General features: G+C 72.1%; 21 protein-coding genes. 14 read left to right on the top strand and 7 right to left on the bottom strand.

The genetic code is table 11. From position 1 onward, the window contains the following. Positions 1-13 precede the first annotated feature (13 nt). Positions 14-2,419 carry an ATP-binding protein gene (locus IPQ09_10350; GenBank protein MBL0194602.1) on the bottom strand — a complete coding sequence of 802 codons (2,406 nt, stop codon included), beginning with the start codon at positions 2,417-2,419 and terminating at the stop codon, positions 14-16. A 144-nt stretch (positions 2,420-2,563) separates the two neighbouring features. Between IPQ09_10350 and IPQ09_10345 the strand changes: the two genes are divergently transcribed. Together IPQ09_10345 and IPQ09_10340 are read left to right on the top strand one after the other, a co-directional pair. Then, positions 2,564-4,555 (top strand): protein kinase, encoded by a 1,992-nt coding sequence (locus tag IPQ09_10345; protein ID MBL0194601.1) that lies wholly within the window; start codon positions 2,564-2,566, stop codon positions 4,553-4,555. 61 nt (positions 4,556-4,616) lie between these two features. Then, complete coding sequence (locus IPQ09_10340) at positions 4,617-4,946, top strand: hypothetical protein (protein ID MBL0194600.1); 330 nt, start codon at positions 4,617-4,619, stop codon at positions 4,944-4,946. 6 nt (positions 4,947-4,952) lie between these two features. On the opposite strand, the gene IPQ09_10335 is transcribed toward IPQ09_10340, so the two are convergent. Then, positions 4,953-5,477, bottom strand: coding sequence for a hypothetical protein (locus IPQ09_10335; GenBank protein MBL0194599.1), 525 nt, complete (start codon positions 5,475-5,477; stop codon positions 4,953-4,955). Between the two features lie 154 nt (positions 5,478-5,631). Between IPQ09_10335 and IPQ09_10330 the strand changes: the two genes are divergently transcribed. The 4 genes from IPQ09_10330 to IPQ09_10315 all read left to right on the top strand — a co-directional run bounded on the left by IPQ09_10330 (position 5,632) and on the right by IPQ09_10315 (position 9,276). Further along, a complete protein-coding gene (locus IPQ09_10330; GenBank protein MBL0194598.1) occupies positions 5,632-6,624 on the top strand; it encodes an esterase in 993 nt (330 codons plus the stop codon). Between the two features lie 110 nt (positions 6,625-6,734). Beyond that, positions 6,735-7,877, top strand: a complete 1,143-nt coding sequence (locus IPQ09_10325) for a histidine kinase (protein ID MBL0194597.1) — start codon at positions 6,735-6,737, stop codon at positions 7,875-7,877. Positions 7,878-7,989: 112 nt separating this feature from the next. After that, positions 7,990-8,679, top strand: a complete 690-nt coding sequence (locus IPQ09_10320) for a response regulator transcription factor (GenBank protein ID MBL0194596.1) — start codon at positions 7,990-7,992, stop codon at positions 8,677-8,679. A gap of 285 nt (positions 8,680-8,964) precedes the next feature. Next, positions 8,965-9,276, top strand: a complete 312-nt coding sequence (locus IPQ09_10315; GenBank protein ID MBL0194595.1) for a hypothetical protein — start codon at positions 8,965-8,967, stop codon at positions 9,274-9,276. On the opposite strand, the gene IPQ09_10310 is transcribed toward IPQ09_10315, so the two are convergent. After that, the gene (locus IPQ09_10310; GenBank protein MBL0194594.1) at positions 9,268-9,903 is read right to left on the bottom strand and encodes an AAA family ATPase; all 636 of its coding nucleotides are present in this window, start codon (positions 9,901-9,903) and stop codon (positions 9,268-9,270) included. The two genes, IPQ09_10315 and IPQ09_10310, sit on opposite strands and share 9 nt — an antisense overlap. Before the next feature lie 125 nt (positions 9,904-10,028). Between IPQ09_10310 and IPQ09_10305 the strand changes: the two genes are divergently transcribed. From IPQ09_10305 to IPQ09_10290, 4 genes are all read left to right on the top strand, one after another. After that, a complete protein-coding gene (locus tag IPQ09_10305; GenBank protein ID MBL0194593.1) occupies positions 10,029-11,810 on the top strand; it encodes a DUF4173 domain-containing protein in 1,782 nt (593 codons plus the stop codon). A 95-nt stretch (positions 11,811-11,905) separates the two neighbouring features. Beyond that, positions 11,906-12,790 (top strand): enoyl-[acyl-carrier-protein] reductase, encoded by an 885-nt coding sequence (locus IPQ09_10300; protein MBL0194592.1) that lies wholly within the window; start codon positions 11,906-11,908, stop codon positions 12,788-12,790. Between the two features lie 145 nt (positions 12,791-12,935). Beyond that, positions 12,936-14,231 (top strand): hypothetical protein, encoded by a 1,296-nt coding sequence (locus IPQ09_10295; GenBank protein MBL0194591.1) that lies wholly within the window; start codon positions 12,936-12,938, stop codon positions 14,229-14,231. A gap of 556 nt (positions 14,232-14,787) precedes the next feature. Continuing rightward, positions 14,788-15,138 (top strand): VOC family protein, encoded by a 351-nt coding sequence (locus tag IPQ09_10290; protein MBL0194590.1) that lies wholly within the window; start codon positions 14,788-14,790, stop codon positions 15,136-15,138. A 98-nt stretch (positions 15,139-15,236) separates the two neighbouring features. Here the strand turns inward: IPQ09_10290 and IPQ09_10285 are convergent, their stop codons facing one another. The 3 genes from IPQ09_10285 to IPQ09_10275 all read right to left on the bottom strand — a co-directional run bounded on the left by IPQ09_10285 (position 15,237) and on the right by IPQ09_10275 (position 18,277). Next, positions 15,237-16,991 (bottom strand): amidohydrolase family protein, encoded by a 1,755-nt coding sequence (locus tag IPQ09_10285; GenBank protein ID MBL0194589.1) that lies wholly within the window; start codon positions 16,989-16,991, stop codon positions 15,237-15,239. 97 nt (positions 16,992-17,088) lie between these two features. Then, complete coding sequence (locus IPQ09_10280; GenBank protein ID MBL0194588.1) at positions 17,089-17,964, bottom strand: hypothetical protein; 876 nt, start codon at positions 17,962-17,964, stop codon at positions 17,089-17,091. A 7-nt stretch (positions 17,965-17,971) separates the two neighbouring features. Next, entirely contained in the window at positions 17,972-18,277 is a 306-nt protein-coding gene (locus IPQ09_10275) for a YfhL family 4Fe-4S dicluster ferredoxin (protein ID MBL0194587.1), read from the bottom strand. A 349-nt stretch (positions 18,278-18,626) separates the two neighbouring features. Here IPQ09_10275 and IPQ09_10270 point away from each other — a divergent pair, with 349 nt between their 5' ends. The 4 genes from IPQ09_10270 to IPQ09_10255 all read left to right on the top strand — a co-directional run bounded on the left by IPQ09_10270 (position 18,627) and on the right by IPQ09_10255 (position 22,355). After that, positions 18,627-19,223 carry a hypothetical protein gene (locus IPQ09_10270; protein ID MBL0194586.1) on the top strand — a complete coding sequence of 199 codons (597 nt, stop codon included), beginning with the start codon at positions 18,627-18,629 and terminating at the stop codon, positions 19,221-19,223. Then, positions 19,216-20,193 (top strand): ABC transporter permease, encoded by a 978-nt coding sequence (locus tag IPQ09_10265; GenBank protein MBL0194585.1) that lies wholly within the window; start codon positions 19,216-19,218, stop codon positions 20,191-20,193. The genes IPQ09_10270 and IPQ09_10265 overlap by 8 nt, the downstream gene beginning before the upstream one ends. Then, positions 20,190-21,011 carry an ABC transporter permease gene (locus IPQ09_10260; protein MBL0194584.1) on the top strand — a complete coding sequence of 274 codons (822 nt, stop codon included), beginning with the start codon at positions 20,190-20,192 and terminating at the stop codon, positions 21,009-21,011. The genes IPQ09_10265 and IPQ09_10260 overlap by 4 nt, the downstream gene beginning before the upstream one ends. Before the next feature lie 156 nt (positions 21,012-21,167). Beyond that, positions 21,168-22,355, top strand: coding sequence for an MCE family protein (locus IPQ09_10255; protein MBL0194583.1), 1,188 nt, complete (start codon positions 21,168-21,170; stop codon positions 22,353-22,355). Between the two features lie 6 nt (positions 22,356-22,361). On the opposite strand, the gene IPQ09_10250 is transcribed toward IPQ09_10255, so the two are convergent. Further along, positions 22,362-23,390, bottom strand: a complete 1,029-nt coding sequence (locus IPQ09_10250) for a DUF72 domain-containing protein (protein MBL0194582.1) — start codon at positions 23,388-23,390, stop codon at positions 22,362-22,364. Between the last annotated feature and the right edge of the window lie 16 nt (positions 23,391-23,406).

The raw sequence follows: 23,406 nt of genomic DNA, 5'->3' as shown, positions 1-23,406 counted from the left end.
CCCGCTCAGCGGCTCACTCGAACGGGCACCACCCGAGCGCGAACAGGCGCACCTCGATGTGGGTCTTCTTTGGGCGCACGAGGACGGACTCGACCTCGACCGCCGAGGTCGCGGCCGCCACGCGCGCCGCCTCGGCGCGGTACTCCGCGTCGAGCGCCTGCCCCTTGCCCTGGAGCTCGGCCAGCGCCTGGCGCTTCTGCTCGAGCGCATCGCGCGCGCGCGAGAGCTTTCCCGCCTGCCGGGTGACCTGCGCGGCACCCCCGAGGATGCGCCGCCCCGGCGAGCGCGCGCCGAAGAGCGACATGACCTGCGCGCCCACCGAGAACGCCGAGCCCACGCCTTGCACGCGGGCCTCCGCCTCGTCGCGGACGACCGCCGCGTGCGCGCGCTGCAGCTTCTCGCGGAGCGCCTCGAACTTGGCGCTGTACTTCGCGTTCAGCGCCTCGAGCGCGGCCTCGCGCTCCTCGCGCGCGCGGAGCTCGAGCCTGCCGCGGAAGGCCCCCTCCGACTCGCCCGGTTCGCCGTACAGCTTCCACTTCGGCGCAAACGGGCGAGCGACCCCCTGTGACTCGGCGAGCCACGACACGAGGGCGCGCTGCCAGCCGGCGTAGCTCTTGGGCTTCGTCGCCTCCTTCGGGAGCGGGCAGAATCGTGCATCTTGCACGGGTTCGCGGGTGAGGTCCTGCGCGCGCAGGGGCGACCAACGCGCGCGGGTCCAGTCGGGCCCGAGGCCGTCTACCTCGAGCGCGGTCGCGAACGTGGCCTCGCGAGCGTAGTCGAGCTTGGTCTTCGGGTCGACGAAGCGGACGCACACGCGGGCGACCAGGGCAGGTGCGTAAGTGACCGCGCCGCTCGCGCCGCCCTGCGCGGGGAGAAACACCTCGGTCACCTCGTCGGAGACCGCCGGTTTGTCGCGCGTGGTCGCCGCCGACGCCGAGGCCACCCCGGTCGGCGCGCCCTCGGGGACGCCCGGCGCGGCGGCCTCCGGCGGCGCGAGCGCCTCGACCCGAGCGGGGTGCGTCGCCATGAGCGCGCGCACCTCGTCGCGCCGGAGCGGTCCCTTCAAGTAGGAGAGGCAGAAGCGGCTCTCCATGAGGAACGGCCCGTCCTCGCGCACGTCGTGCACGACGAACGTGCGCGGGGGCAGCCCGGCGAGCGTACGCTCGACGGCGACCTTGTCGAAGGGGCGCGCCGGGGCGAGCTGCGCGCTGCCCTCGAGGCCCTCGAGTACGCGCGCCTTGTCGCGCTCGGTCTGGAGGCGCCCGAGAAACCAGGTGCCACAGTTCGCGAGCCCCTTGTAGTCGATGTCGACCGGGTTCTGCGTCGCGAGCACCACGCCGAGACCGAAGGCCCGCGCCTGCTTCAAGAGCAGGAGGAGCGGCGCCTTGGACGGCGGGGTCTTCACCGGCGGGAAATACCCCACGATCTCGTCCATGAAGAGGAGCGCGCGGAGGCTGCTCGTCCCCGACTGCGCGCGCATCCACGCCACGACCTGCGCGAGCAGCACCGAGACGAAGAACATGCGCTCGGCGTCCCCGAGGTGCGCGATCGAGAAGATCGCGACGCGCGGCTTGCCCTCCCTCGTGCGGAGGAAGGCGCCGACGTCGAGGGGAGCCCCCTCGAGCCACGCCTCGAAGCCCGGCGCGGCGAGCAGGTTATTGAACGCCACGGCGAGCGTGAACCGGTCACGCTCCGGGTAGAAGCTCTCGAGGTCGAGCACGCCCACCTGCTTCAGCCCCGGCTCCCGAATGCGCAGCACGAGGGAGGAGAGATCCAGGTCTTGGCCGCGCTGCCACGCCTGGGCGAGCAGCGTCGAGAGCAGGATGTGCTCGCGCGACTTGACCGGATCGGCGTCGACGCCGACCAAGCCGAGCAAGCTGGTCGCGACCGTCGCCACGCGCTCACGGAAGAGCTCGCCATCCTCCGCGAGATCGGCCGAAGGCGCGGCGAGCGAGCCGACGATCGACACCGGGATGCCCATGCGGCTCCCCGGTGTGTAGATGGCGAAGTCGGCGGCCTCCTTCAGCCGCGCGACGCGCGCGCCGTCTTGGTGCCCCGCCGCGAGGCCCGCGCGCCAACGCGAAGCGACCGCCTCCGGCTCCTCGCCCTCGGGGACGAACGGCGCGAACGACGCCGCATCGAGCGCGGGGAACGTCAGCAGCAGATTGCCAATGTCTCCTTTGGGATCGATCACGATGGCCGGGACGCCGTCGAGCGCGGCCTCCTCGAGCAGCGCGACCGACAGGCCGGTCTTCCCGCTGCCCGTCATGCCGATCACGACGCTGTGCGTGAGGAGGTGCTTGTGCGGGTAGAGATAGGGTGCCCCCTCCTCGGTGCGGCCTAAATAGAAGGCCGCGCGGCCCTCGATGTCGACTTCGAGGCTGGAGCCCTCCTGCGCGGCACTCTGGCTTGATTCCATGCGCTCGGGTTACCGCTTTTCGGGTCGACGCGAAGCAAAAATGCGAGGCGAAGACTCGCGCTCGTGCACCGAATTTGTTTGCCGAAGTGGGCACCGACCGCTCCAATGAACGCGGGCGGGGCCACCGCCAACCAAGCTGACGCGATGGACTCCCTAATCGACGCCCTTACACTCCACGGCCCGAAGGTCCTGTTCTTCGTGCTCGTCGGGTTGATCGCGCGGTGGGGCTACCGGTGGCTTTCCACGCGCGACGAGCGCGCTCTCGAGGAGCAGCTCCGGGAGGCACTGGCAGCGGGCGACCACCGCGCCGCGGGCGACCTTCAAGTGCGCCGCGGCCTGCTGCGCGAGGCCTCGCGCATCTACGAGCGCGGCGGCGAGCACGCGCGCGCCGGCAGGGCCCTGCTGAAGCTCGGCGAGGAGAAGGCCGCGGCCGACGCTTTCGAGAGAGCCGGGGAGCACGCCCAAGCGGCCGCGCTGTTCCGCAAGCTCGGCGAGCCGATGCGGGCGGCCGAACAGCTGGAGCGCTCCGCCGCGCGTGCCGACAAGCTCCTGGCCGCCGAGTGCTTCCGCGAAGCGGGCGAGCACCTCCGAGCCGCGAGGCTCTTGCAGGACGCCGAGGAGTACGAGAAGGCCGCCGACGCCTTCGCGGCGGTCGACAAGCTGGAGGCGTTTGGGTACTCGCTCACGATGCTGGAGAACGCCGCGCTCGCGGTGCCTCCCGAGGGCGGCAGGCGAAAGGAGCTCTGGCGGCGCGCGGGCGAGGTCGCCCAGAAGCTCGGGCAGCACGAGAAGGCCGCGAAGGCCTTCGACGAGGCGGGCGAGCTCGCGCGGGCGGCCGGGGTCTACGAGAACGCGCTCAAACAGTTCGACATGGCGGCCGCGCTCCACGCCGAGCTCGACGACGCGGCTTCGGTCGAGCGCCTCACGCTCGCGGCGGGGGGGAGCGAGCGGGTGCTGGCCAGGCGCGCCGAGCGTGCGCGGGCCCGCGGGGATGGCGCCCTCGCCCTCTCCCTGAAGACGGAGCTCGACGCCGCCACGCGGAAGCTCAGCCCCGAGGAGATCGTCGGGGCCACCGCCCTGGCCGGACCCTCGCCACTCGCACCTGGCGCCGGCGTCGCCGGACCGGCCGCTGCCGCCGAACCGCCACCAACGGGCCCCGAGGAGCGCTTCGAGCTGCTCTCCGAGCTTGGGCGCGGCGGCATGGGCGTCGTGCACAAGGCGCGCGATCGTCGGCTCGATCGCCTGGTCGCGCTCAAGTTCCTCCCGCCGGATCTCGACCCAGGGTCCCCTCTGTTCCGTATGTTCCAGCGCGAGGCGCGCGCGGCCGCGGCGCACAGCCACCCGGGCATCGTCACCATCTACGACATCGGCACGCTCGACGGCCGCGAGTTCATCGCGATGGAGCTCGTCGAGGGCACCACGCTCGACGAGGCGCTCGCCGCCGAGGGGCCGCTGCCGCCGTTGAAGGCGCTCGACGTGTTCGAGCGGGTGCTCGAGGCCGTGGAGTACGCACACGGGAAGAACATCATCCACCGCGATCTGAAGCCGTCCAACCTGATGCGCACCAAGACCGGCATCAAGGTCATGGACTTCGGCCTCGCCAAGATCGTCGGCGCGAAGATGACGGGCCAGCAGACGATGATCGCTGGCACGCCCGCCTACATGCCGCCGGAGCAGCTCACTGGGCGCACCGACTTTAGGTCCGACCTGTTTGCGCTGGGCGCGACGTTCTACGAGCTGCTCACCGGCGTCCTGCCCGGGCTGCCGCAGCGCCCCGCGAACCTGGCGATGGGTTACCCGTCCGTCCGCGACCGCGTGCCCAACGTGCCGCGGCGCCTCTCGGACGTCATCATGCGGTGCCTCGACGTCGAGCCCGACAATCGCCCCGCGAGCGCGACAGAGGTGCTGAGGGAGGTGCGCGAGGTGCGGATCGCGATCAACGCCGTCGCGCAGGAGCTCCGGGCGTTCGCCGACGCGTCGACGCCCATGCCCCAGAAGGAGATCATCGTGCCGCCGGCTCCCTCCAGGCCGAAGCACTCGCCGCGCGCGTTCCCAGCCGCGAGCCCGCCGGCAGCCAAGGGGGGCATCGTCGAGATCGTAGAGCAGCGGGGTCCGCGAGGGCGGGACGATCGCTGAGGAGGCCGCCACGCGAGTCCTCGCGCAGCCGACCGGGCTCGGTGGTAAGTGAGCGCCCACCATGCACGCCGACCACGCCACCTTCCTCGCGGCGCTCGAGACCAAGCACCACGTCACCGTCACCTTCTTCCACGCGAAGGCGGGCGGCGAGCGCGTCGTCACCTGCGCCCCGCTCGACTTCGGGCCGCTGCGGGGCGCGCACGACGCGCGACCGCGCTATCAGCTATGGGACGTCGGCGCGAAGCGCCCCCCGTTCAACGTCACCATCCTCCCAGGCGATCTGCGCTCCATCGCGCAGCTCGAGACCACCTTCGACCCGGCGGCGATCATTCGCTGGGACTTCAAGCCGAACGCATGGAGCCACCCCCGCGACTGGGGCCAGTTCAGCTGAGCTACCTCAGCCGAAGAGCCGATACCCGAGCATCGCGAGGAGCAGGACCACCACAAGCCCGACGAGGGCGCGCACGCCGAGCGCGTTCCTGGCCGCCGCGTGCGCCGCCCGGGCCTCGGCCACGAGCTCCGGCGGGGCGTCGACGCGCGTGCGCTGGATGCGCGCGAGGTTCAGGACGACGTCGGCCTTCTTCAGGAAATCGTCGTACTCTTCAGGAGTTATCTCGAGGGGCTTCTTGAACCGCACCTCGTGCTGCAAGGCGACGTGCTCGTAGGTGCGGAGCTCGGCCGTCGAGAGCACGCCGTTCACCACGCCGACCACGAGCGCCGGGTAGCCGGGTCGCTGGGGCACGAGCCGCAGGTGCTGGAGCGCCTGCTTGCCGCCGCCCGTAGACGGGCCCTCGGGGGTGTTCAGATCGACCTGCCAGGCGCCGGCCCCGATCTGGAACTCGTCGAACCCCTCGTTGATCGTCTTTGCGACCGAGTGAGCCTGGTTCGCGACACGGGTGCGGAGAGCGTCAAGGTCGGCCACGGGGCGGGAGCATAGCCCAAAAAGGGCCGCCGGGCGGCACTCCGCGCGCCGTGGTAAGGTCTGCCCATGCGCGCACTCCTGCTCCCGTGGAAGTGAGCCCCGAAGGGGCGAACGGAGGTCTATCGCGAGCCCGAGCCGAAGGCAGGGTGTCGCCATGAACGAGCCACAGGTCCGCGTGCCCGCGCTCTGCGCCGGCGCGCTCGCCTTCGCCCTCCTCGCGTGCGGTCGGGGGCGCGGCGAGGCTCCGCGGCGCGAGGTCGCGTCCGCGAGCCCGGGCGCCGACGAGACCCGCGCGCTCACCTGGGGGGGGCGGGCGCGTCACTTTCGAGTGCATCGCCCGCCCGCGAGGAGCCCGTCGCCCGCGCGGCGGCCGCTGGTGCTCTCGCTCCATGGCGGGGGCGGCCGCGCCGAGGGAGTCTCCGCGCAAACCGGGTTCTCCGCGCTCGCGGATCGCGAGGGCTTCGTGGTGGCTTACCCCGACGGCGTCGACCGGGGCTGGAACGACGGCCGCGCGGGCGTGCCCTCCACCGCGGCGAAGGAGAACGTCGACGACGTGGGCTTCCTCGACGCCGTCCTCGACGCCCTTGGACGCGATCCCGACGTCGATCTGCGCCGCGTGTACGTGACGGGCATCTCGAACGGCGCCTTCATGGCCTCGCGCTACGCGTGCGAGCGCTCGGCGCGCGTCGCCGGAATTGGGCTCGTCGCAGGGTCGCTCGGCCCCGAGCTCGCGGCGACTTGCCGGCTCGCGCGGCCGGTCGCGGTCATCGCCTTCCTCGGGACCGCCGATCCGCTGGTGCCGTACGAAGGCGGTGTGGTCCACCTCGGCCCGTTCGAGCGTGGTCTCACGGCCTCCGCGCGCGACGCCATGCATGTATTCTACACTCAGAGCCGTTGCGGCGAACCTCGGGCGCTCCCTGCCGTGCCCGACGTGGATCCCGGCGACGGCTCCACGGCGCGCGTGGAGGCCGCCGCGTGCGCCGAAGACACGTCCGTGCAGCTCTACACGCTCGAGGGCGGGGGGCACACGTGGCCTGGCGGCAAACAGTACCTCCCGGCCCGCGTGGTGGGCCGCGTGAACCGCGACGTCGACGCGACCGCCACGATGTGGGCGTTCTTCCAGGAGCACGGGCGCCGCGGCCCTTAGCAGCCCGTTGATGAGCTCCCGCGCGCCCGCGCGGGCCCCTCGCCGGCGGTCGCCGACCGCTCGCCCCGTTTTCTGCCCACGCCGCCGCCTCGCGCCCTACGCTGAAGCACGTGGACGACGCGGCTTACCCAGCCAACGCAGCCAACGCAGCCAACGCACCGAGCGCGTCGCCACGCAGGCGACGCGCGGCGCTGCGCCTGCCGCCCGAGACCAACGTGCTGCAGAGCACCATGGCGGCCATCCTCGCACCGAGGCGCGCGGTGCCCATCGTGGTGGTGATGGTCCCGCTGCTCTTCATCCAGCACGTGTACAGCCGCGCGACCGGCGCGCTGCTGCTCGGTGCGCTGATGTGCGGCACGTTCCTCGTCGTGGCTCCCACCCTGTGGCGCCACCTCTTCCCGATGGGCCGCGAGAGCGCGAACCCCGCGCGCTCCGCGCTCATCTACGGCGGCGTCGGCGTGGCGCTCATCGTAGGCATCGGGAGAGGGCTCTCCGACCTCGTGGGGATGGGCACCACGTTCCTCACGACGCGCCCGAGCCTCCTCGTCGAGGTCGCGCTCTTCTGGGTGGGCGGCTGGGGCCTCGCGCGCGACATCGACTTCGAGGAGAACCTCCGCCGGGAGCGAGCGCGCGCCGAGGAGCTCGAGCGGGCCCGCGACCACGCCGAGCTCATCGCGCTGAAGAGCCACCTCGATCCCCACTTCCTCTTCAACACGCTGAACGCGATCGCCGAGTGGTGCAGGGCCGACGGCCGCGTCGCCGAGCGCGCCATCCTCCAGCTCTCCGGCATGCTGCGCACCGTGATGTCGGGCATCGAAGAGGACGAGTGGCCGATCGCGAAGGAGCTCGAGCTCTGCGACGCCCTCTTCTCTATGTACCTCGTGCGGGACCCGGAGATGTTCACGTACGTTCGCGAGGTGCCCGCGGATCTCCCCGCGGTCTCCGTGCCTCCGATGCTGCTGCTGCCGCTCGCCGAGAACGCGATGAAGCACGGCCCGTCGAGGGGGCACCGCGGCGAGGTGCGCCTCGTCGTTCGCGTGCTGGGCGACGAGCACGACGAGATCGAGCTCCGCGTCGAAAATCCCGGCCGTTTCGCAGGCCCGCGCGAGGGCTCCACCGGCCTCGGCATCGTCCACAAGCGACTGGCCCTCGCCTACCCCGAGCGTGGCGCGTTCTCGATCCGCGCCGACGGCGATCGCACCGTGGCCACCCTGAAGCTCCCGCTCTCTCCCGAAAGGTCCAGCCGCACATGAGCTCTCGAGCCCCGTCGCCTGCCGTCGATCGTTCGCTCCCTCCACGCCGCAGGCGCGCGTCGTGAGCGGCGCGAGCGCGCCCCTCCGGGTGCTCGTGTGCGACGACGAGCTCATGGCGCGCAAGCGCGTCGCGAGGATCGTGTCCGAGCTGCCCGGGGTCGAGGTGGTCCTCGAGTGCTCGAGCGGCGAGGAGGTGCTGAAGACGCTCGGCGTGGAGGACGTCGACGTGGCGATCCTGGACATCCAGATGCCCGGCCTCTCGGGTCTCGAGACCACGGCGCGCATGCCCGAGGAGCGCCCCTACGTAGTGTTCCTCACGGCCTTCCCCGAGCACGCGGTCGCCGCTTTCGACGTGGGTGCCGTCGACTACGTGGTGAAGCCGGCCGACGAGGCCCGCATCGAGAAGGCGCTCGCGCGCGCGCGGAGCTTCCTCGACGGGCCGCCCAAGGCCGAGCCCGCGCCCGAGGCGACGTGGCGAAGGCTCGCGATCCCGACGAAAGGCGGGGTGACGCTGCTGGCGCCCGACGACATCAGCCACGCGCTGTTCGACGGGAGCCTCGTGACCGTGCACACACGCGACAAGAAGCTGCTCACCGATCATTCGCTTCAAGAGCTCGAGGAGCGGCTCCCTGCGTCGTCGTTCGAGCGGGTCCACCGGCGCGCCCTCTTGAACCTCGATCACGTGGAGAGGCTCGAGTCGCTCGCGACCGGCGGATACGTCGCGCATCTGCGCACGGGGCTCCGTGTCGACATTTCTCGCCAGTCGGCCAGGAAGCTGCGTCGCCGCCTCGGCCTCCGTTGAGCCCGCTAGCAGCCTGTTGAGACCGACCGAGCCCGCGCGCCGTCCGCGCGGCATCGGGCAAGGCGCGATCCGAGGAGCTCGCGGAGCCTGCTCGTGCCGGTGAGCAGGCACCGGAGGATCGCAACGAAGCCCGTGCCGATGCGGCGGCGCGCGGGCGACGGGAGTTATCAACGGGCTGCTTGCGCTTGCGCTCGGTCCAGCGGCGCCTTACGAACGGGGCATGAACATGCAAGCGAGCCGCCGGCGAGCGGCGTGCCTATGCCGCCCAACCGAAGGGAGGAAGGCATGAACCTGCCCGCCATGGTCCCGCAGAAGCTCGTGACCCTCGTCGTGCCCGAGTCGGCCGAAGAGGAGATCGTGGCGGAAATCCGTCGTATGGGCGTCGGCGTGTCGCTCCTCGAGGTGCGTGGCAAGGGCAAGCACGGGGTGCGTCCCGACCCGTGGCACGGGGGCAACATCGAGATCCGCGCGGTGATGGGCGCCGACCGCGCCACCCGGCTGCTCCAGCGGCTCGAGGCCGAGCACCTCCCCACGACGAACATCGTCGCGTGGGTGAGCGACGTCGAGGCGTGGCCTGCGTCGCGATTCTCAGGGTGAGCGCGCGACGGAACCAGCCTCGACGAGCTCGGCGTGGAGCTCGGCCACCAGCGCCTCGATCGCCGCGAGGCCGTGGGTGATCTTCTTGAAGAACGACGGGTTGTGGGGCACGACGACGAAGCGCTCGTGTTTGCTCCAGAGTGCGTAGAGCTTGCGATCGAGCGCCACAGCCTCGTCGTTGGTCTCGATGCGCTCGGGGTTGCCTCCCTCGATCGAGCTCCCCCCTACCGCCGCGCTCTCGAGGAAGATCACCGCGTCGTAGCGCGCCAGCTCCGCCTGCTCGGTGGTGCCCATCGCCTCGAAGAAGGTGGGGCTGGCCGTAGGCCAGTACGCGGCGCCGTCGGCGGTCCCGCGGTCGCAGAGCAAGATGCGGTCGGGGAAGCGCATCGACTGCACGTCCTCTAGGTTGCGCTGCACGTGGTAGATCGCGCGCTGCGCCGCCCCGCCAGCCAGCTCGCCGCTCACGCGCGGGAAGCCGCCGGAGAAGAGCAGCGTGGCGGCCTCCGGCACCACCACCACCCGCTCGCCAATCTCGCGACGGAAGAGATCCGCCGCGGTGGTCTTTCCGCCGCCCGGCCCCCCCGTCAGCACGATGCGGCAGCGCCCGTTCGAACCGTTCTCGCCCATGCGCCCAGCTTGTACACCAGCGGGGTCGTCCCGCGCGGACTACCCGCGTCGCGTTCCGCTCGTGAGCGGTCCCTTGCCCTGCGTGAGCGGTCGCAGGGAGCGGGTCCACCGAGCGTCTAACGGGGATGCAGCTCCCCCTCCCTCCCTCGTCCGTCCTCCCTTCGGGCGACGCCGCGCCATCGGCCGCCGCCATCGCCGGGCCCACGCGGCTCACGCCCGGCCAAGCGGCGCCTGCTCCCTACGGTCCATCGGCCGGATGGCATGGCGCGCCGCCCCCCGGCTTCGGTCCCTACCGGGGCGCGGTCCCCCCGAGGCCTGCCGTGGCGCGACGGGCGACCCCGGCGCGCCCGACCGAGCTCGTCGCCCTGGGGCTCTTCGTCGCCCTCGCGGACGTGCTCATCTATCACCTCGGCGGCGGGCTCTCGCTCACGCTCTTCTTCCTCGTCGCGGGCGGGCTGCTCGTGGCGGTCGCGCGACGGCGGAGGCTCTCCCTCCGCTTCGCGACCACGGCCGGGCTCCTCGGCGCGGTCGCGCTCGGCGTGGGCTGGGAGGGCTCGTTCGGTGGCATCCTCACGGCGACCTTCCTCCTCGTGGCGACGGCGATCTCACTCCGTGCAAAGCGCACGTATCTCCCCGATCTGCTCGCCTCTGCGGGCGCGACGGTGCTCGGCTCGTTCCACGCCCTCGTGGGGGTCGCCCGCGGCGCCCGGAACCTCGCCCGCGGCCGCGGCGCCAGCGAGCGCCCCTCCTTCGCGCTCGGCACAGTGCTCGTGCCGCTCGGCGCACTCCTCGTGTTCGGTGGCGTGTTCGTGCTCGCCAACCCGGTGCTCGAGGCCTGGGGCGCGAGGCTCCTCCGCTCCGTCACCCTGCCTTCGCCGGTCCGGCCGCTCTTCTGGCTCGCGTCCCTCACCGCGGGCGCCGCGCTGCTGCGCCCCGCCTTCCGCCAGGCGTTCGTCGCGAGGCTCGGCGGCCACGAGGCCATCGACCTCGGCGACGCGTGCGCGCCGCAGAGCCTCTCGACAGCGCGCAACACGCTCTTCGTGTTGAACGGCCTCTTCCTCGCCGTGAACGCCCTCGACGCGGTGTCGCTCTGGGCCGGGCGACCCCCGGCCGGCCTCGGGTACACGGAGTACGCTCACCGCGGCACCGTGTGGCTCACCCTCGCGCTGCTGCTCTCGACCGTCGTGCTCGGCGCCATTTTCCGGGGCGCGTTCCACTTCGACCCGCGGGCCAAGCTCGCGCGCGGGCTCGCCTATGTGTGGGCCGCGCAGAACGCCGTGCTCGCGCTCGGGACGCTTCGGCGCATCCAGCTCTATGTCGAGGTGAGCGGCCTCACGTCCGCCCGCATCCTCGGGATCTTCGGGACCACGCTCGTGGTCGTCGGCCTCGGCCTCGTCGTGCACATGGTGCGCTCGAGGCTCACGCTAGGCTGGCTCGTCCACCGCCAGCTCGACGCCTTCGGCGTGTTCCTCGCGGTCTTCGTCGCGGCGCCGACCGATCTCATCGCCACGTCCTTCAACGTCTCGCGAATCTCGGAGGGGCAGTACGCGCCTCTCCTCCACGTGCTCGAGAAGACGAACGGCGCCGCCTCCGTGCCGGCGCTCACGCCCCTGCTCGCGCACCGCGATCCGGTCGTGCGCGAGGGCGTGGCGGCCCTCCTCCGCGAGCGACGCCGCGCGGTCACGGCGAACGTCTCGGGCGGGCTCTTCACGAGCCCGGTCGCGGAGACGGTCGCGGCGGACGCGCTCGCGCGGCACGCGAACACGCTCGACACACTCTCGAGCGACGCGACCTCCCGCGCGCAGCTCGCCGCCCTCCGCAAGCTCGCCGGCCTCGCCAACGACGACGAGGAGCGCTTCGACTTCCGCGGCCGCGGAGGCGTCCGGAGCCGCACGGACGACCTCTAGCGCTCGGCTCTCCCGAACGGCGGCGCCTCGCGGGGCGCGCCGCGTAGTTACTTTCCCGTTGACGGCGCGCCCACGGAAAACCAAGAGTCGCGCCCATGCTCCCCATCGATCTCACGGGCAAGCGCGCGTTCGTCGCCGGAGTGGCCGACGACGCGGGCTTCGGGTTCGCCATCGCCAAGTGCCTCGTGGAGGCCGGCGCCTCCGTGTGCGTGGGCACCTGGCCGCCCGCGTACGGCATCTTCACGACCCTCCTGCGCCGCGGAAAGCTCGACGAGTCGCTGGTCCTCTCTTCGGGCGCGAAGCTGGAATTCGAGCGAATTTACGCGCTCGACGCCGACTTCGACACGCTCGATGCCATTCCCGCCGAGACCCGCGAGAGCAAGCGGTACCGGGAGCACGGCGACGTATCCATCGGCGGCGTGGTCGCGCGCATGTGCGAAGAGCTCGGTGAGCACCCGGTCGACATCGTGGTCCACTCCCTCGCGAACGGGCCCGAGGTGAAGCGCCCCCTCCTCGAGACGAGCCGCGCCGGCTACCTCTCGGCCATCGGCACGAGCGCGTACTCGAACGTCTCGCTCGTGCAGCGCTTCGGTCCGACGATGAAGCCCGGCGGCTCGTTCCTCTCGTTGTCGTACCTCGCGGCCGAGCGGGTCGTGCCCGGCTACGGCGGCGGCATGAGCTCGGCCAAGGCCGCCCTCGAGAGCGACACCCGCCTGCTCGCGTTCGAGGCGGGCCGCAGGTGGGGCCACCGGGTCAACTGCATCTCCGCGGGTCCGCTCGCCTCGCGCGCCGCCTCGGCGATCGGCTTCATCAAGGACATGATCGACTACACCAAGGCCAACTCGCCGCTGCCCGAGGCGATCACCGCGCTCGAGGTCGGCGCGACAGCCGCGTTCCTGGCGAGCCCGCTCGGCGCGGGCATCACCGGGTCGACCGTCTACGTCGACAAGGGCTACTCGATCATGGGCAAGGCGGTCTAACTGGGCGATCGTGATTCCGCAAACAAGCACCCTGGCTGTTTTGGGCCGGGACCCAAAACCAGGTGGTGGGGCCCCTAACGCTACTGGGAGAGGTTCCCTCTCGCTACGCAGTTCGCTGCGCGAGAGCATCAGGGCCGGAGGAGGCGTGCGCGGAACGTTCGGGCGACACGCAAGGAGGGCGCACGGACCTCGGGAGACCGGGTGGGGGCTCGCGCTCCTCGGGGCGCTGGCCGGGCTCGCGGGGTGCGCGAAGCGCGCGCCTACCCTGCTGAAGGAGCGCGCGGCCGACCTCGCGGCGATCGACGCGGACATCGCGCGCGCGAACGCGCTCGTCTCGAAGGTGCCAGAGCGCGGCCTACGCGCCTTGCCGCGGTGCAAGCCCACCTCCGGCTACGCGTTCAGCGTCACGGGCGGCGCGCACGACACGGACATCGTCGGGGCGAAGCTCCTCGCGGGTTACCCCTCGCCCCTGCAAGGCACCTTGGACCTGCGCGCGCAGAACGCTGGCAAGAGCCGCTGGAGCGGCGCCAAGGTCTTCGCGCCGGACGAGCGCAGAATCGACGCCGTTCGCGACCTCAAGTACCTGCTCGTGATCCGCGAGCACCAAGACTCCTCCGAAGACCACGTCTCCGCTGACATGTTCGTGGTGTCGCGGTCCCCGGCGGCCATCGTCTGCGCATTTGGTTTCGAAGGCGGCGAGCGCGGCTACGGGAGCGCGGGCTCGGTCGTGGGCAAAGAGGTCATTTCGGTCAAGCGCACTGGCAAGGTCGTCGCCGAGCGCGACGTCGTGCAGGGCGCGTCGAGCGGCTCCAGCGGCGCGTTCAACGCGAGGAACCACCTCCCCGACTCGCTCGCGCGGAACCTCGGGATCTGGATCAGCTACACGAGCGCGGAGTCGAGGCCCCGGGCGCTCCCGGCTGGGCTCGGCGAGTACCCCGCCCTCAAGGTGACGGCGGTCCTCGAAGACCGCGGCGCCGTGGCGTTCCGAACGTACCTCTCGCAGCCGTTCGGGACCTGGTCGAGCTGGAACACCGACGGCGTCCGCCTCAGCGTGTTCGATCTCGCGCGCACGGGCGGCGTCGTCGGCGCCGAGCAGGCCATCATCGTCTCTGGCGCCAACGGCGACGTGATGGCGTCGCGACTGCTCGCGACGCCCATCCCAAGCTCGAACGCTCTGCTGACGCGACTGCGCTCGCTCGGGTTCGCGCCCTCGAGTCCCGTCGTGGAGGAGCAGCGGGACAACGGGTTTCGCCGCTACTCGGTGCGCGCCAGGAAGGGGGGCGCCGAGGCCACGGTCTCGGTGCTCGACTTCAGCGACGCGGCGCGGCGCCGCGGCGGCGCGACGATGCGGGTAGAAGGGAGCAAGGTCCTCCTCGCGCACGGCACGAGCCCCGTGCTCGGGACGGCCGAAGAGATCGCCACCGAGATCGCTGGCAAGTAGCGGACATCGCGACACAAATCGGGCGCGGGCGCGCGAACCGAGGTGGGGCTCGTGGGAGGGCTCTCACAAACGTCCGCGTGACCATGTACATGCATGCATTCCCTGGCTACCGTCGCCTTCCCCCGCGGACCGCGGGAGCAGAGGGAGAACACATGGCAAGCACGGCAAGCACGGGACGATTCGTCTGGCGCGAGGCGCTCACCACCGACGTGAACGCGACCTGCACCTTCTACAAGGCGCTCTTCGGCTGGACGCTCAAGCCGGTGGACATGGGCGGCATGATCTACACGCTCATCCATCTGGGCGAGAAGCAGCTCGGCGGCATCATGGGCCACCCACCCAACATGAAGGGCGCGCCCTCCTTCTGGATGAGCTACTGCGCGGTCGACGACGTCGACGCCGCGGCGGTGCGCTGCACCGAGGCCGGCGGTACGCTGATGGTTCCACCGCACGACATCCCCGACGTGGGCCGCTTCAGCGCGCTCAAGACCCCACGGGCGCGCACGTCACGGCGTGGAAGAGCAAGACCCCCGGCGACGGCCCCGGCAGGCCCGAGGTGGGCGAGTTCTGCTGGGAGACCCTCGGCACGAGCGACGTCGCGGGCGCGAAGACCTTCTACAACAAGGTCTTCGGGTGGACGAACAAGCCGTTCGCCGGTGGCGGCGAGAGCGAGGTGTTCACCGCGGGCGAGCACGACGTCGCCTCGCTCATGGCGCCGCCCCCCGGCGTGCCCTCGCACTGGATGACCTTCGTCGTCGTCGCGAACCTCGAGGCCTCGAACGCGAAGGTCACCGAGCTTGGCGGCAAGGTGATGATGGCCAAGGTGCCCGTGCCCGGCATGGGCGCCTTCAGCGTCATCCAAGACCCCACGGGCGCCACGATTGGGCTCTTCGAAGGCTCGATGTAGTCGCGCGTCCGGCGCACCCGCGCCGCGCGACGAGTCAAGGCCCGACCTCCGTGGGAGGCGGGCCTTCACTCTTTCGCACCGCTTCGACGGCTCGCCGGTCAGGCGCCGATGCGCGCGAGCCTGCCGGGCTTGGCGCCCGTGAGCACGCCGTCGGCGACGGTCTGCACGCCGCGGACGAACGTGGCCTTGTACCCCAGCGACTCCTGGAGCAGGCGCTTGCCGCCGGCCGGGAGGTCCTGCACGAGCTTGGGCCGCGTGAGGGTCAGGTGGTCGAAGTCGATCACGTTGAGGTCGGCGCGCTGACCGACCTCGATCGTGCCGCGGTCGGTGAGGCCGATATACCGGCTCGTGTCGTGGGTGAGCATCTTGACGACGCGCTCCACCGTGAGCTTGCCGCGCTGACGATCACGCGCCCAGTGCGTGAGCATGAACGTGGGGAAGCTCGCGTCGCACACGGTGCCGACGTGCGCGCCGCCGTCGGACAGGCCGGGCAGCGCGAGCGGGTGTGCCAGCATCTCGCCCACAGCGTCGAGGTTGAACTCCGAGTAGTTGTACACGGGGAAATACAGGAGCTCGCGGCCGTCGTTCGCCACGATCGCGTCGTAGATGACCTCGAGCGCGGGCTTGCCCAAGCGCATCGCCTCGGCGAAGAGCGACTCTTCCTTCGCGGGCTCGTAGTTCGGGCGCTCACCGAGGCGGAACATGCGCATCGAGATGAAGTCGAGGTTCGCGAGGAAGCGATCGGCCATGGGGGGCACGTTGCTGCCGTCGCCGGCGATCTTCTCGCTGGTCTCGGTGAGGATGCGCGCCTTGAAGGCGGGCTCTCGCATCTTCGCGACGCGCTCGGCGAGCGGGAGCTGCGAGATGGCCTTGTAGCTGGGGAAGCCGATGAACGGGTGGAACGTGGCCTCGAGCCCAAGGAGCACGCCGATGCCACGGGCGCCGACCTGCACGCGCATCGGCACGCCGTCGGCGGTGCAGCCCTCGACCTTCTCGAGGATGCGCTGCCACTGGGTGGTGTCGAGATCGCGCTGCATGAGCGAGATCGAGATCGATTTCCCGCCCGCGGCGCGCGCCATGCGGGCGAGCACCTCGAACTCGGCCTCGAAGCGCTCGCGACCGCGCTCCATGTCGAAGTCGGAGACGGCCTGGAGCACGCCGTGGGAGAGGCCCTCGAAGGCGCCCGCGATGCCGACGAGCTCCTCGGCGGAGGCCTCCGACGCGGGCGTGTCCGACCCGTCGCGCGACCTGTGGTTGTCGGTGCGCCCCGTAGAGAAGCCCGCGGCCCCGGCGACCACCGCCTCGCGCACGAGCGCGCGCATCGCGTCGACGTCGGCCTGCGTGGCCTCGCTGCCGGAGAACGCGCGATCGCCCATCACGTACACGCGCAGCGCGTCGTGGGTTACCTGAGCGACCACGTCGATCGAGCGCGGCACCCGATCGATGGCGTCCATGTACTCGCCGAAGGTCTCCCAGTCCCACTTGAGCCCCTCGGCGAGCGCCGAGCCGGGAATGTCTTCCACACCTTCCATGAGCGCGATGAGACGCTCGCGATCGGCCGCGCGCACGGGGGCGAAGCCCACGCCGCAGTTGCCCATCACCGCGGTGGTGACGCCGTGGAGGCTCGACGGCGCCATGTCGGCGTCCCACGACACCTGGCCGTCGTAGTGCGTGTGCAAGTCGGTGAAGCCCGGCACGACGAGCAAGCCCTTGGCGTCGAAGGTCTGCGTCGCGGGCCCCTCGCACGCGCCGACCTCGACGATGACGCCGTCCTTCACCGCCACGTCGACTTGGCGCCGCGGCGCCCCGGTTCCATCGACGACGACGCCACCCGTGATCTTCAGATCGAACATGCCGAACCTCCGGCGCGCACGTTAGCGCAGGGAGGCGCCGGCGCGGGCGTGAATGGCGCGGTGACCGTGCGGGGAACGCCGTCGCGCGCGGCGCGGCTCAGAAGCTCCAGAGGAGCGCGGTCGCGGGCGTGATCGTCACGCCGGTGATCGAGACGTCGGTGCCGTTGTAGGTGCCGCTCGCCCCCTGGTAGGCGACCTGCAGCTCGACGGCCACGTGCACGTGCCGCACACCCGTCGCGACGCCGAGCACGCCGCCTGCGTAAAAGCGGGTCGCGTCGAGGGTGATCGGGGCCGCGCTGGGCGTGGTCGGCGCGTCCTTCGGCTCGGTGGAGAGCCGCGCGAGGCTGTCGCGTTCGAAGCCCCCGCGCGCGCCACCCCACACTCGGTAGATGCCGCCAGCGCTCTGCCACCCCACGAGCACGGGCACGTCGGCGCCGTAGCCCTTCAGCGCCGAAAGGTCGACCCCGGGCAGGGCGTTCGTGCCGGGATCGCGCCCGTAGAGGGCCGCCGTGCCGCCGACTCCCACCGACAGCGAGAGCGCCTTGTCGTCGAACGAGCGGCGCACGTCGACGCGCACCGCGCGGCCCGTGTACGTGAGGCCGCCCTCGAAGGCGTTCGAGAGCCCCACGCGCGCCCCCACGTACGGCGCCATGCCGGGCGCGATGGCCGCGGCGACGAGGGCGCCTCGCGCATACTCGGGGTTCGACCCGGGCGCCCCGGGCGCTCGTTGGGGATCGGCCGCGGCCGCGCCCCGCGCGTCGCGCAGGTGCCCCGCGAGCGCGCCCGGCGCGAAGTGCCCCGAGAGCCCGCCGGCGACGCGCACCTCACCGCGAGGCAAGGTGCGTGCAGGATGCAGCAGAGGCGCACCACCGCCGCACCCTGTAGACGCGAGCGACGCGAGCGACGCGAGCGACGCCCACGCGCCGAGGGTCGCGCCGCGCGTGTGGAAGCGCTCCGAACCCTCGCGGCCCACGCGAGCTCTACTTGCGGAACCGCGAGAGGTAGTCGTTCGCTTCGGCGCGCTTCTGGAGCTCGGCGTCGTCGGGGTGGAGCCGGAGGGCGCGCTCGATCAGCGCCGCCTCGTCCTCGGGGTGCTTCGGATCGGGGAGGCAGCACTCGACCGGACAGACGGCCTGGCACGCCTCGTGGTCGTAGAAGCCGACGCACTCGGTGCAGAGCTCGGGGTCGATGACGTAGATCTCGTCGCCCTCGCTGATGGCCTCGTTGGGGCACTCCGGCTCGCACGCGCCGCAGTTGATGCAGTCGGAGGTGATGTAGGTCGCCATACGTGTTCCTTCGCGGGGCCGCCGGGGCGGCGGTGGCCAGGGGGGCCCCAGAGGAGCGTCGCCACGGCCGAGGTTCGGGTCGGGCTCAGGGGCCCACGGGCGCGGAACGTAGAGCACGACGCGCCGTTCGGCAATGCCAGTGAAGGTGCGAGCCGATCGGGGCCCTGGGCGCGCGGAAGACTCCCGCTCACGCCGCTTTTTCGCTAGGGTCGCGCGCGCCGGAGGCATGGTGGACCCACATCGACCGAATCTCGCTCGCCACGTCGCCCGCGCCACCGCGCGGGGCCCCGCGCCCCTCACGCGCGCGCACACCGCGGACGCCGCGCGGCGGGCGGCTCGAGCCTGGCCCATGCCAGGCCGCCTCGCGGCCGCGCTGACGCTTGGGCTCGGCCTGTTCGGCCTGGCCTGCCAGCCTAGCATCGGCGACTCGTGCGTCCTCTCGACCGACTGCTCGCAGCGCGGCGATCGCCTCTGCGACACCTCCCAGTCCGGCGGCTATTGCACGGTGTTCAACTGCGTCGGCGACGGCTGCCCCGAGGAGGCCTCGTGCGTGGTCTTCGGCGGGCGCGTGCCCGGCTGCCTCTACTCCGACCGCTCCATCGCGCGCACGGCGCGGAGCTTCTGCATGCGGGCGTGCGAGGTCGACAAGGACTGCCGCGACGGGTACGTGTGCCGCGATCCGCGCAGCCCCAACCTCCAAGGCATCGTGCTCGACTCCGATCAGTCGCGCCGCGTGTGTGTACCGCGCGAGGCCGACGCGCTCACGAGCCCGGCGCTGAGCGCCGTAGCCCCCGTCTGCTCCGCCGCCGCGCCGCCCCTGCCCGGCCCGACCCCGGCCGACGCGGGCGACGCGGCCCCCCCGATCGACGCCGCGCCGCTCGACGCGGGCCCGCGCGACGCCTCCCCAACCGACAGCGCGACCGACGCCCCCGACGGCGGTGGCTGAGGGCGCGGCGAAGCGCCTCTCTCTCGGGCGCCGGTCGCTCGGCGCGGCGCTGGCCTTCGCTCGGCGCGTCTCGGGCTCGCTCGTCGTGGTGCTCGCGCTGGCGACCGCGGTGTTCCTGTCGCTGCGCCTCTTGCCCGGGGATCCAGCCGCCCTCGTGCTGGGCGATCTGGCCGGGCCCGACGAGCGCGCCGTGCTCCGCGCGAGGCTCTCGCTCGACCAGCCGCTTTACGTGCAATATGCGCTCTTTCTCCGGCGCCTCGTCACGCTCGATCTCGGCGACTCGCTCCGCCGGCCCGGCACGTCGGTCCGCTCCGCCCTCGCCGCCGCCCTCGGGCCCACCGCGTCGCTCGCGCTCGTGGCGGTCCTGCTCGGCGCCGCGCTCGGCGTCGGCCTCGCGGTGCTCGCGTCGGGCCCGTGGCTCGGGCGCGGGCGGCGGCACGTGGAGCGGCTCCTCGTCGTGTGCGCCTCCACGCCGCTGCTCGCGTTCGCGCCGCTGCTCACGTTCGTGCTCTCGGCGAAGCTCCGCCTGGTGCCCCTCCCGGGCGATCCCGAGGCCGGCGCCGCGGGGCTCCTCTTCGCCTCGTCGCTGCTCTCCGTTCCGCTCTTCGCGCACGTTGGCCGCATCACGCGAGCTTCGCTGAAGGACCTCGAGCGCGCGCAGTTTCTCACGGTCGCCCGCGCGAAGGGCGCGAGCGGGGCGCGTGTGTGGCTCCTCCACGCGGTGCCAGCCTGCGTGGGGCCGATCGCCACGGTGGTGGGCACGCAGCTCGGCGCGCTGCTCGGCGGCGCGGTCGTCCTCGAGCGCCTGTTCGAGCGCCCGGGCCTCGGCTCGCTCATCCTCGAGGCCTACGCCACGCGCGACCTGCCCGTGCTGGAGGCCGCGGTCGTGCTCACCGGCGCGCTCTTCGTGGTGGCCCAGGCGGGCGCGCAGGCGGTGCATGGCGCGGTCGACCCCCGGGTGCTGCGGTGAGCCGAGGCGCAAAATCGGAGGGGAGCTCTACGGCGCGCGCGCGCCTCCTCGCGCTGGCACCGCTCGCGGCGCTCGTCTGTTTCGCGGGGGTCTCGCTCGTCGTCACCGGCGCCTCGCCCACCCGCCTGGCGCCCGAAGAGGCCTACCTCCCGCCGGGGCCGGGCCACCTCTTGGGGTGCGGCGAGGGCGGCGTCGATCTCGGGGCGCTCCTCGCGAGCGCGTGCCTCCGCGCGCTGCTGCTCGCGGTCACCGTGGCGACCGTGGGCTTCCTCGTGGGCACGCCCCTCGGCGCGCTGGCCGCCATGCGACGCGGGCGCCTCGAGGGTGCGGTCGCGCAGCTCTGTGACGGCCTCCAGGCGTTCCCGAGCTTCCTGCTCGCGCTCTCGGTGCTCTCCGCGGTGCGCCACCCCACGCGTCTTCACCTCGCGTGCGTCTTCGCCCTCACGAGCTGGGCGCCGTTCGCGCGGCTCGCTCTCGCCGAGGGCCGCGTGCTGCGCGGAGCGGGCTTCGTGGAGGCCGCGCGGGCGCTCGGCCTCGGCGAGACGGCCATCGTGTTTCGACACGTCGTGCCGAACCTCCTCGGCACCGTGGCCGTGCAGCTTGGCTCGTCCGCGTCGGCCGTGGTGCTGAGCGAGGCCTCGCTGTCGTTCGTGGGCTTCGGCTCGGCCGACGGCGTGTCGCTCGGCGCCGCGCTCGATCAGGGCGTCGCGTCGATGCTGCGCGCCCCCCACGTGCTCATGTTCGCGGCCGTCGCGGTGTTCCTCACGAGCGGGGCGCTCTTGGCCGCGGGGCGAGCTGTGAGGCCCGAGCGGCGGTAGGGGCGCGCGTCGCTTCATGGCGCTCCGCGAGAATCCGTCGCGCCCGCCCGGAATCTCGCTAAGCTGCGTTCGCGCCTTCGCACCGGCCCGCGCACCGACACACGCACCGGCGTCGCCCCCCCCTCTCTCCCCTCTTCTCCCTACTTTCTTCGATCCATGTCCAAGAACGTCCGAGTCGGCATCTTCGTGTCCCTCGCGCTGCTCGTTAGCGGCATTTTCGTCTTCATGATCGGGGACAACCGCCGGCTCTGGGAGTCGAAGGCCCGCTTCAACGCCACGTTCAACGACGTCGCGGGGCTCCGGCCGGGCGCGCCCGTGCGCATGGGCGGCGTGGAGATCGGCGCGGTCGGCGACGTGGGGCACTCGGGCACCGCCTCCGACACGCGCATTCACGTCACGTTGAACCTCGTGCGCGACGAGGTCGATCGCATCCGCCTCGACCCCGACGTGTCGGAGGAAGAGGCCAAGAAGCACCCCGATCGCCCGCGCGGCACCATCGCGCGCGTGGTCAACAAGGGCCTCCTGGGCGACAAGATGATCGAGCTCACGGTGGGCGACATGCGCCTCCCGAAGGCGCCCGAGGGCACCCAGCTCCGCACCGAAGACCCCGTCGACCTCACGAAGTACTTGGCGAAGTTCGACTCGCTGAGCGAGAAGGCCGACCGCGCCCTCGGCAACATCGAGCGCATCACCGGCGCGCTCGCGAACGAGAAGGTCGCCGACGACATCAAGGGCTCGATCGCCTCGGTCAACGTCATCCTCGCCGCGTTCGCGCGCAAAGACGGCGCCGCGCACCGCCTGCTCTTCGACCCGGAAGAGGCGAAGAAGGTCGACGTGCTCCTCAACAACCTCCTCGTCATCAGCCACGAGGCCGCGGGCGCCACGGCCGACGTCCACACGATGACCACCCGGGTGAACTCGGGCCCCGGCCTCGCCCACACGCTGCTCTACGACGAGAAGATGGCCCAGGGCGCCACCGGCACACTCGTCGAGGTCCGCAACACCCTCGAGGCGGTGCGCACCCAACCCGGCATCGCCCACGCGGTGGTCTACGGCGACCCGAACACGCAGAAGGTGCTCACCAACGTGGGCGCCATGAGCGACGATCTTCGCGCCGTGATGGCGGGCGTCCGCGCGGGCAAAGGCACCATCGGCGGGCTCTTGGTCGACCCCAGCATCTACGAGGACCTGAAGGCTATCGTGGGCAACGTGGAGCGCAACCAGGTGCTCCGCGCGCTGGTCCGCTACAGCATCAAGGAGACCGACCAGCGCCCGCACGCGGCGCCGCCGAGCGGTCCGGTGACGCCGCCCACGGGCGCGCCCGGGAAGCCCGAGGCGAAGTGAGCGCGCTCACGGACTGATCTCTGGCCGGAGCTCCCCCACGACGCGGCGCGCGAGCTCGCGCACGCTCTCCGGCGAGCACCCCTCGAACTTGTTGTTCACGAGCACGAACACGTCGCGCCCGCCGGCCGCGCGCACGATCGCGAGCACGTCGTCGCGCGCGTCGTGCTGCGGGTCGACGAGCCGGTCGAACGGCGCGAGATCGGCGCGGCGGACGTCGTAGCGCGTGAACGGAGGGAGCATGAGGCGCACCACGAAGAACGGCGCGGCGGCGACCCCAGCCACGGCGAGCTGACGCCTCAACGTGGGCATGCCGGTCCACAGATTGAGCACGTGAGAGGCGCCGTGGGCGCGCAGCACCTCGAGGTACGCGCCCGTCAGCAGCGCCTCGTTGCGGAGCTCGAACGCGTACCTGAACGCGCGAGGCAGCCGCGAGAGGAGCGCGTCGACCCGCGCGGCGAACACCTCGGCGGCGGGCACGCGCGCCGGCGGCATGGGCGGGATCTCGAAGACGAAGGGGCCCGCGAACGGCGCGAACGCGGCCGTGTACGGCGGGAGCACCTCGGTCAGGAAACGCTCGGCGGAGAGGAAGCTCGGGTTGTCGTGCGAGGCGCGCTCGCCGAAGCGAGGGTGCGCGGGGAACACACACGTCGTGAGCTCGTCCCACACCTTCGACACGGCGCAGAAGCCCGCGGGGAGCCCCGCCGCGTACTGCGCGAGGGTCGCGGCGTCGAGCGGCGCGTAGTGGCTGCGATCGATCCCGACCACGCGAAACAGGGGGTGGGTCGCGTAGGCTTGCAGCCCGCCCGCGAGGAGCGCGGCCTGCGTCGGCGCGCCCTCGTAGAGCACCCCGCCCCACCCCGGGAAGGTCCAGCTGCTCGTCCCGAAGCGCACGCTCGGCGGCACCCGCGCCGCGAGCTCGAGGTCCTCCGGCGTCACGCGGGCGCGCGCGGGGGCGCCGCGGGAGGCCGCCGGCGCCTCGGCCGCGGGCCCGCCGAAGAGGCCGAGCTGGTCAGGCGAGGAGGCCTTGCGCCGCATCCGACCACGGTCGCCA

The organism is Myxococcales bacterium, assembly GCA_016720545.1.
Lineage (GTDB): Bacteria > Myxococcota_A > Polyangia > Polyangiales > Polyangiaceae > JAAFHV01.
Note: the sequence above shows the minus strand (reverse complement) of the source record. Positions and strands in the feature narration are given on the sequence as shown.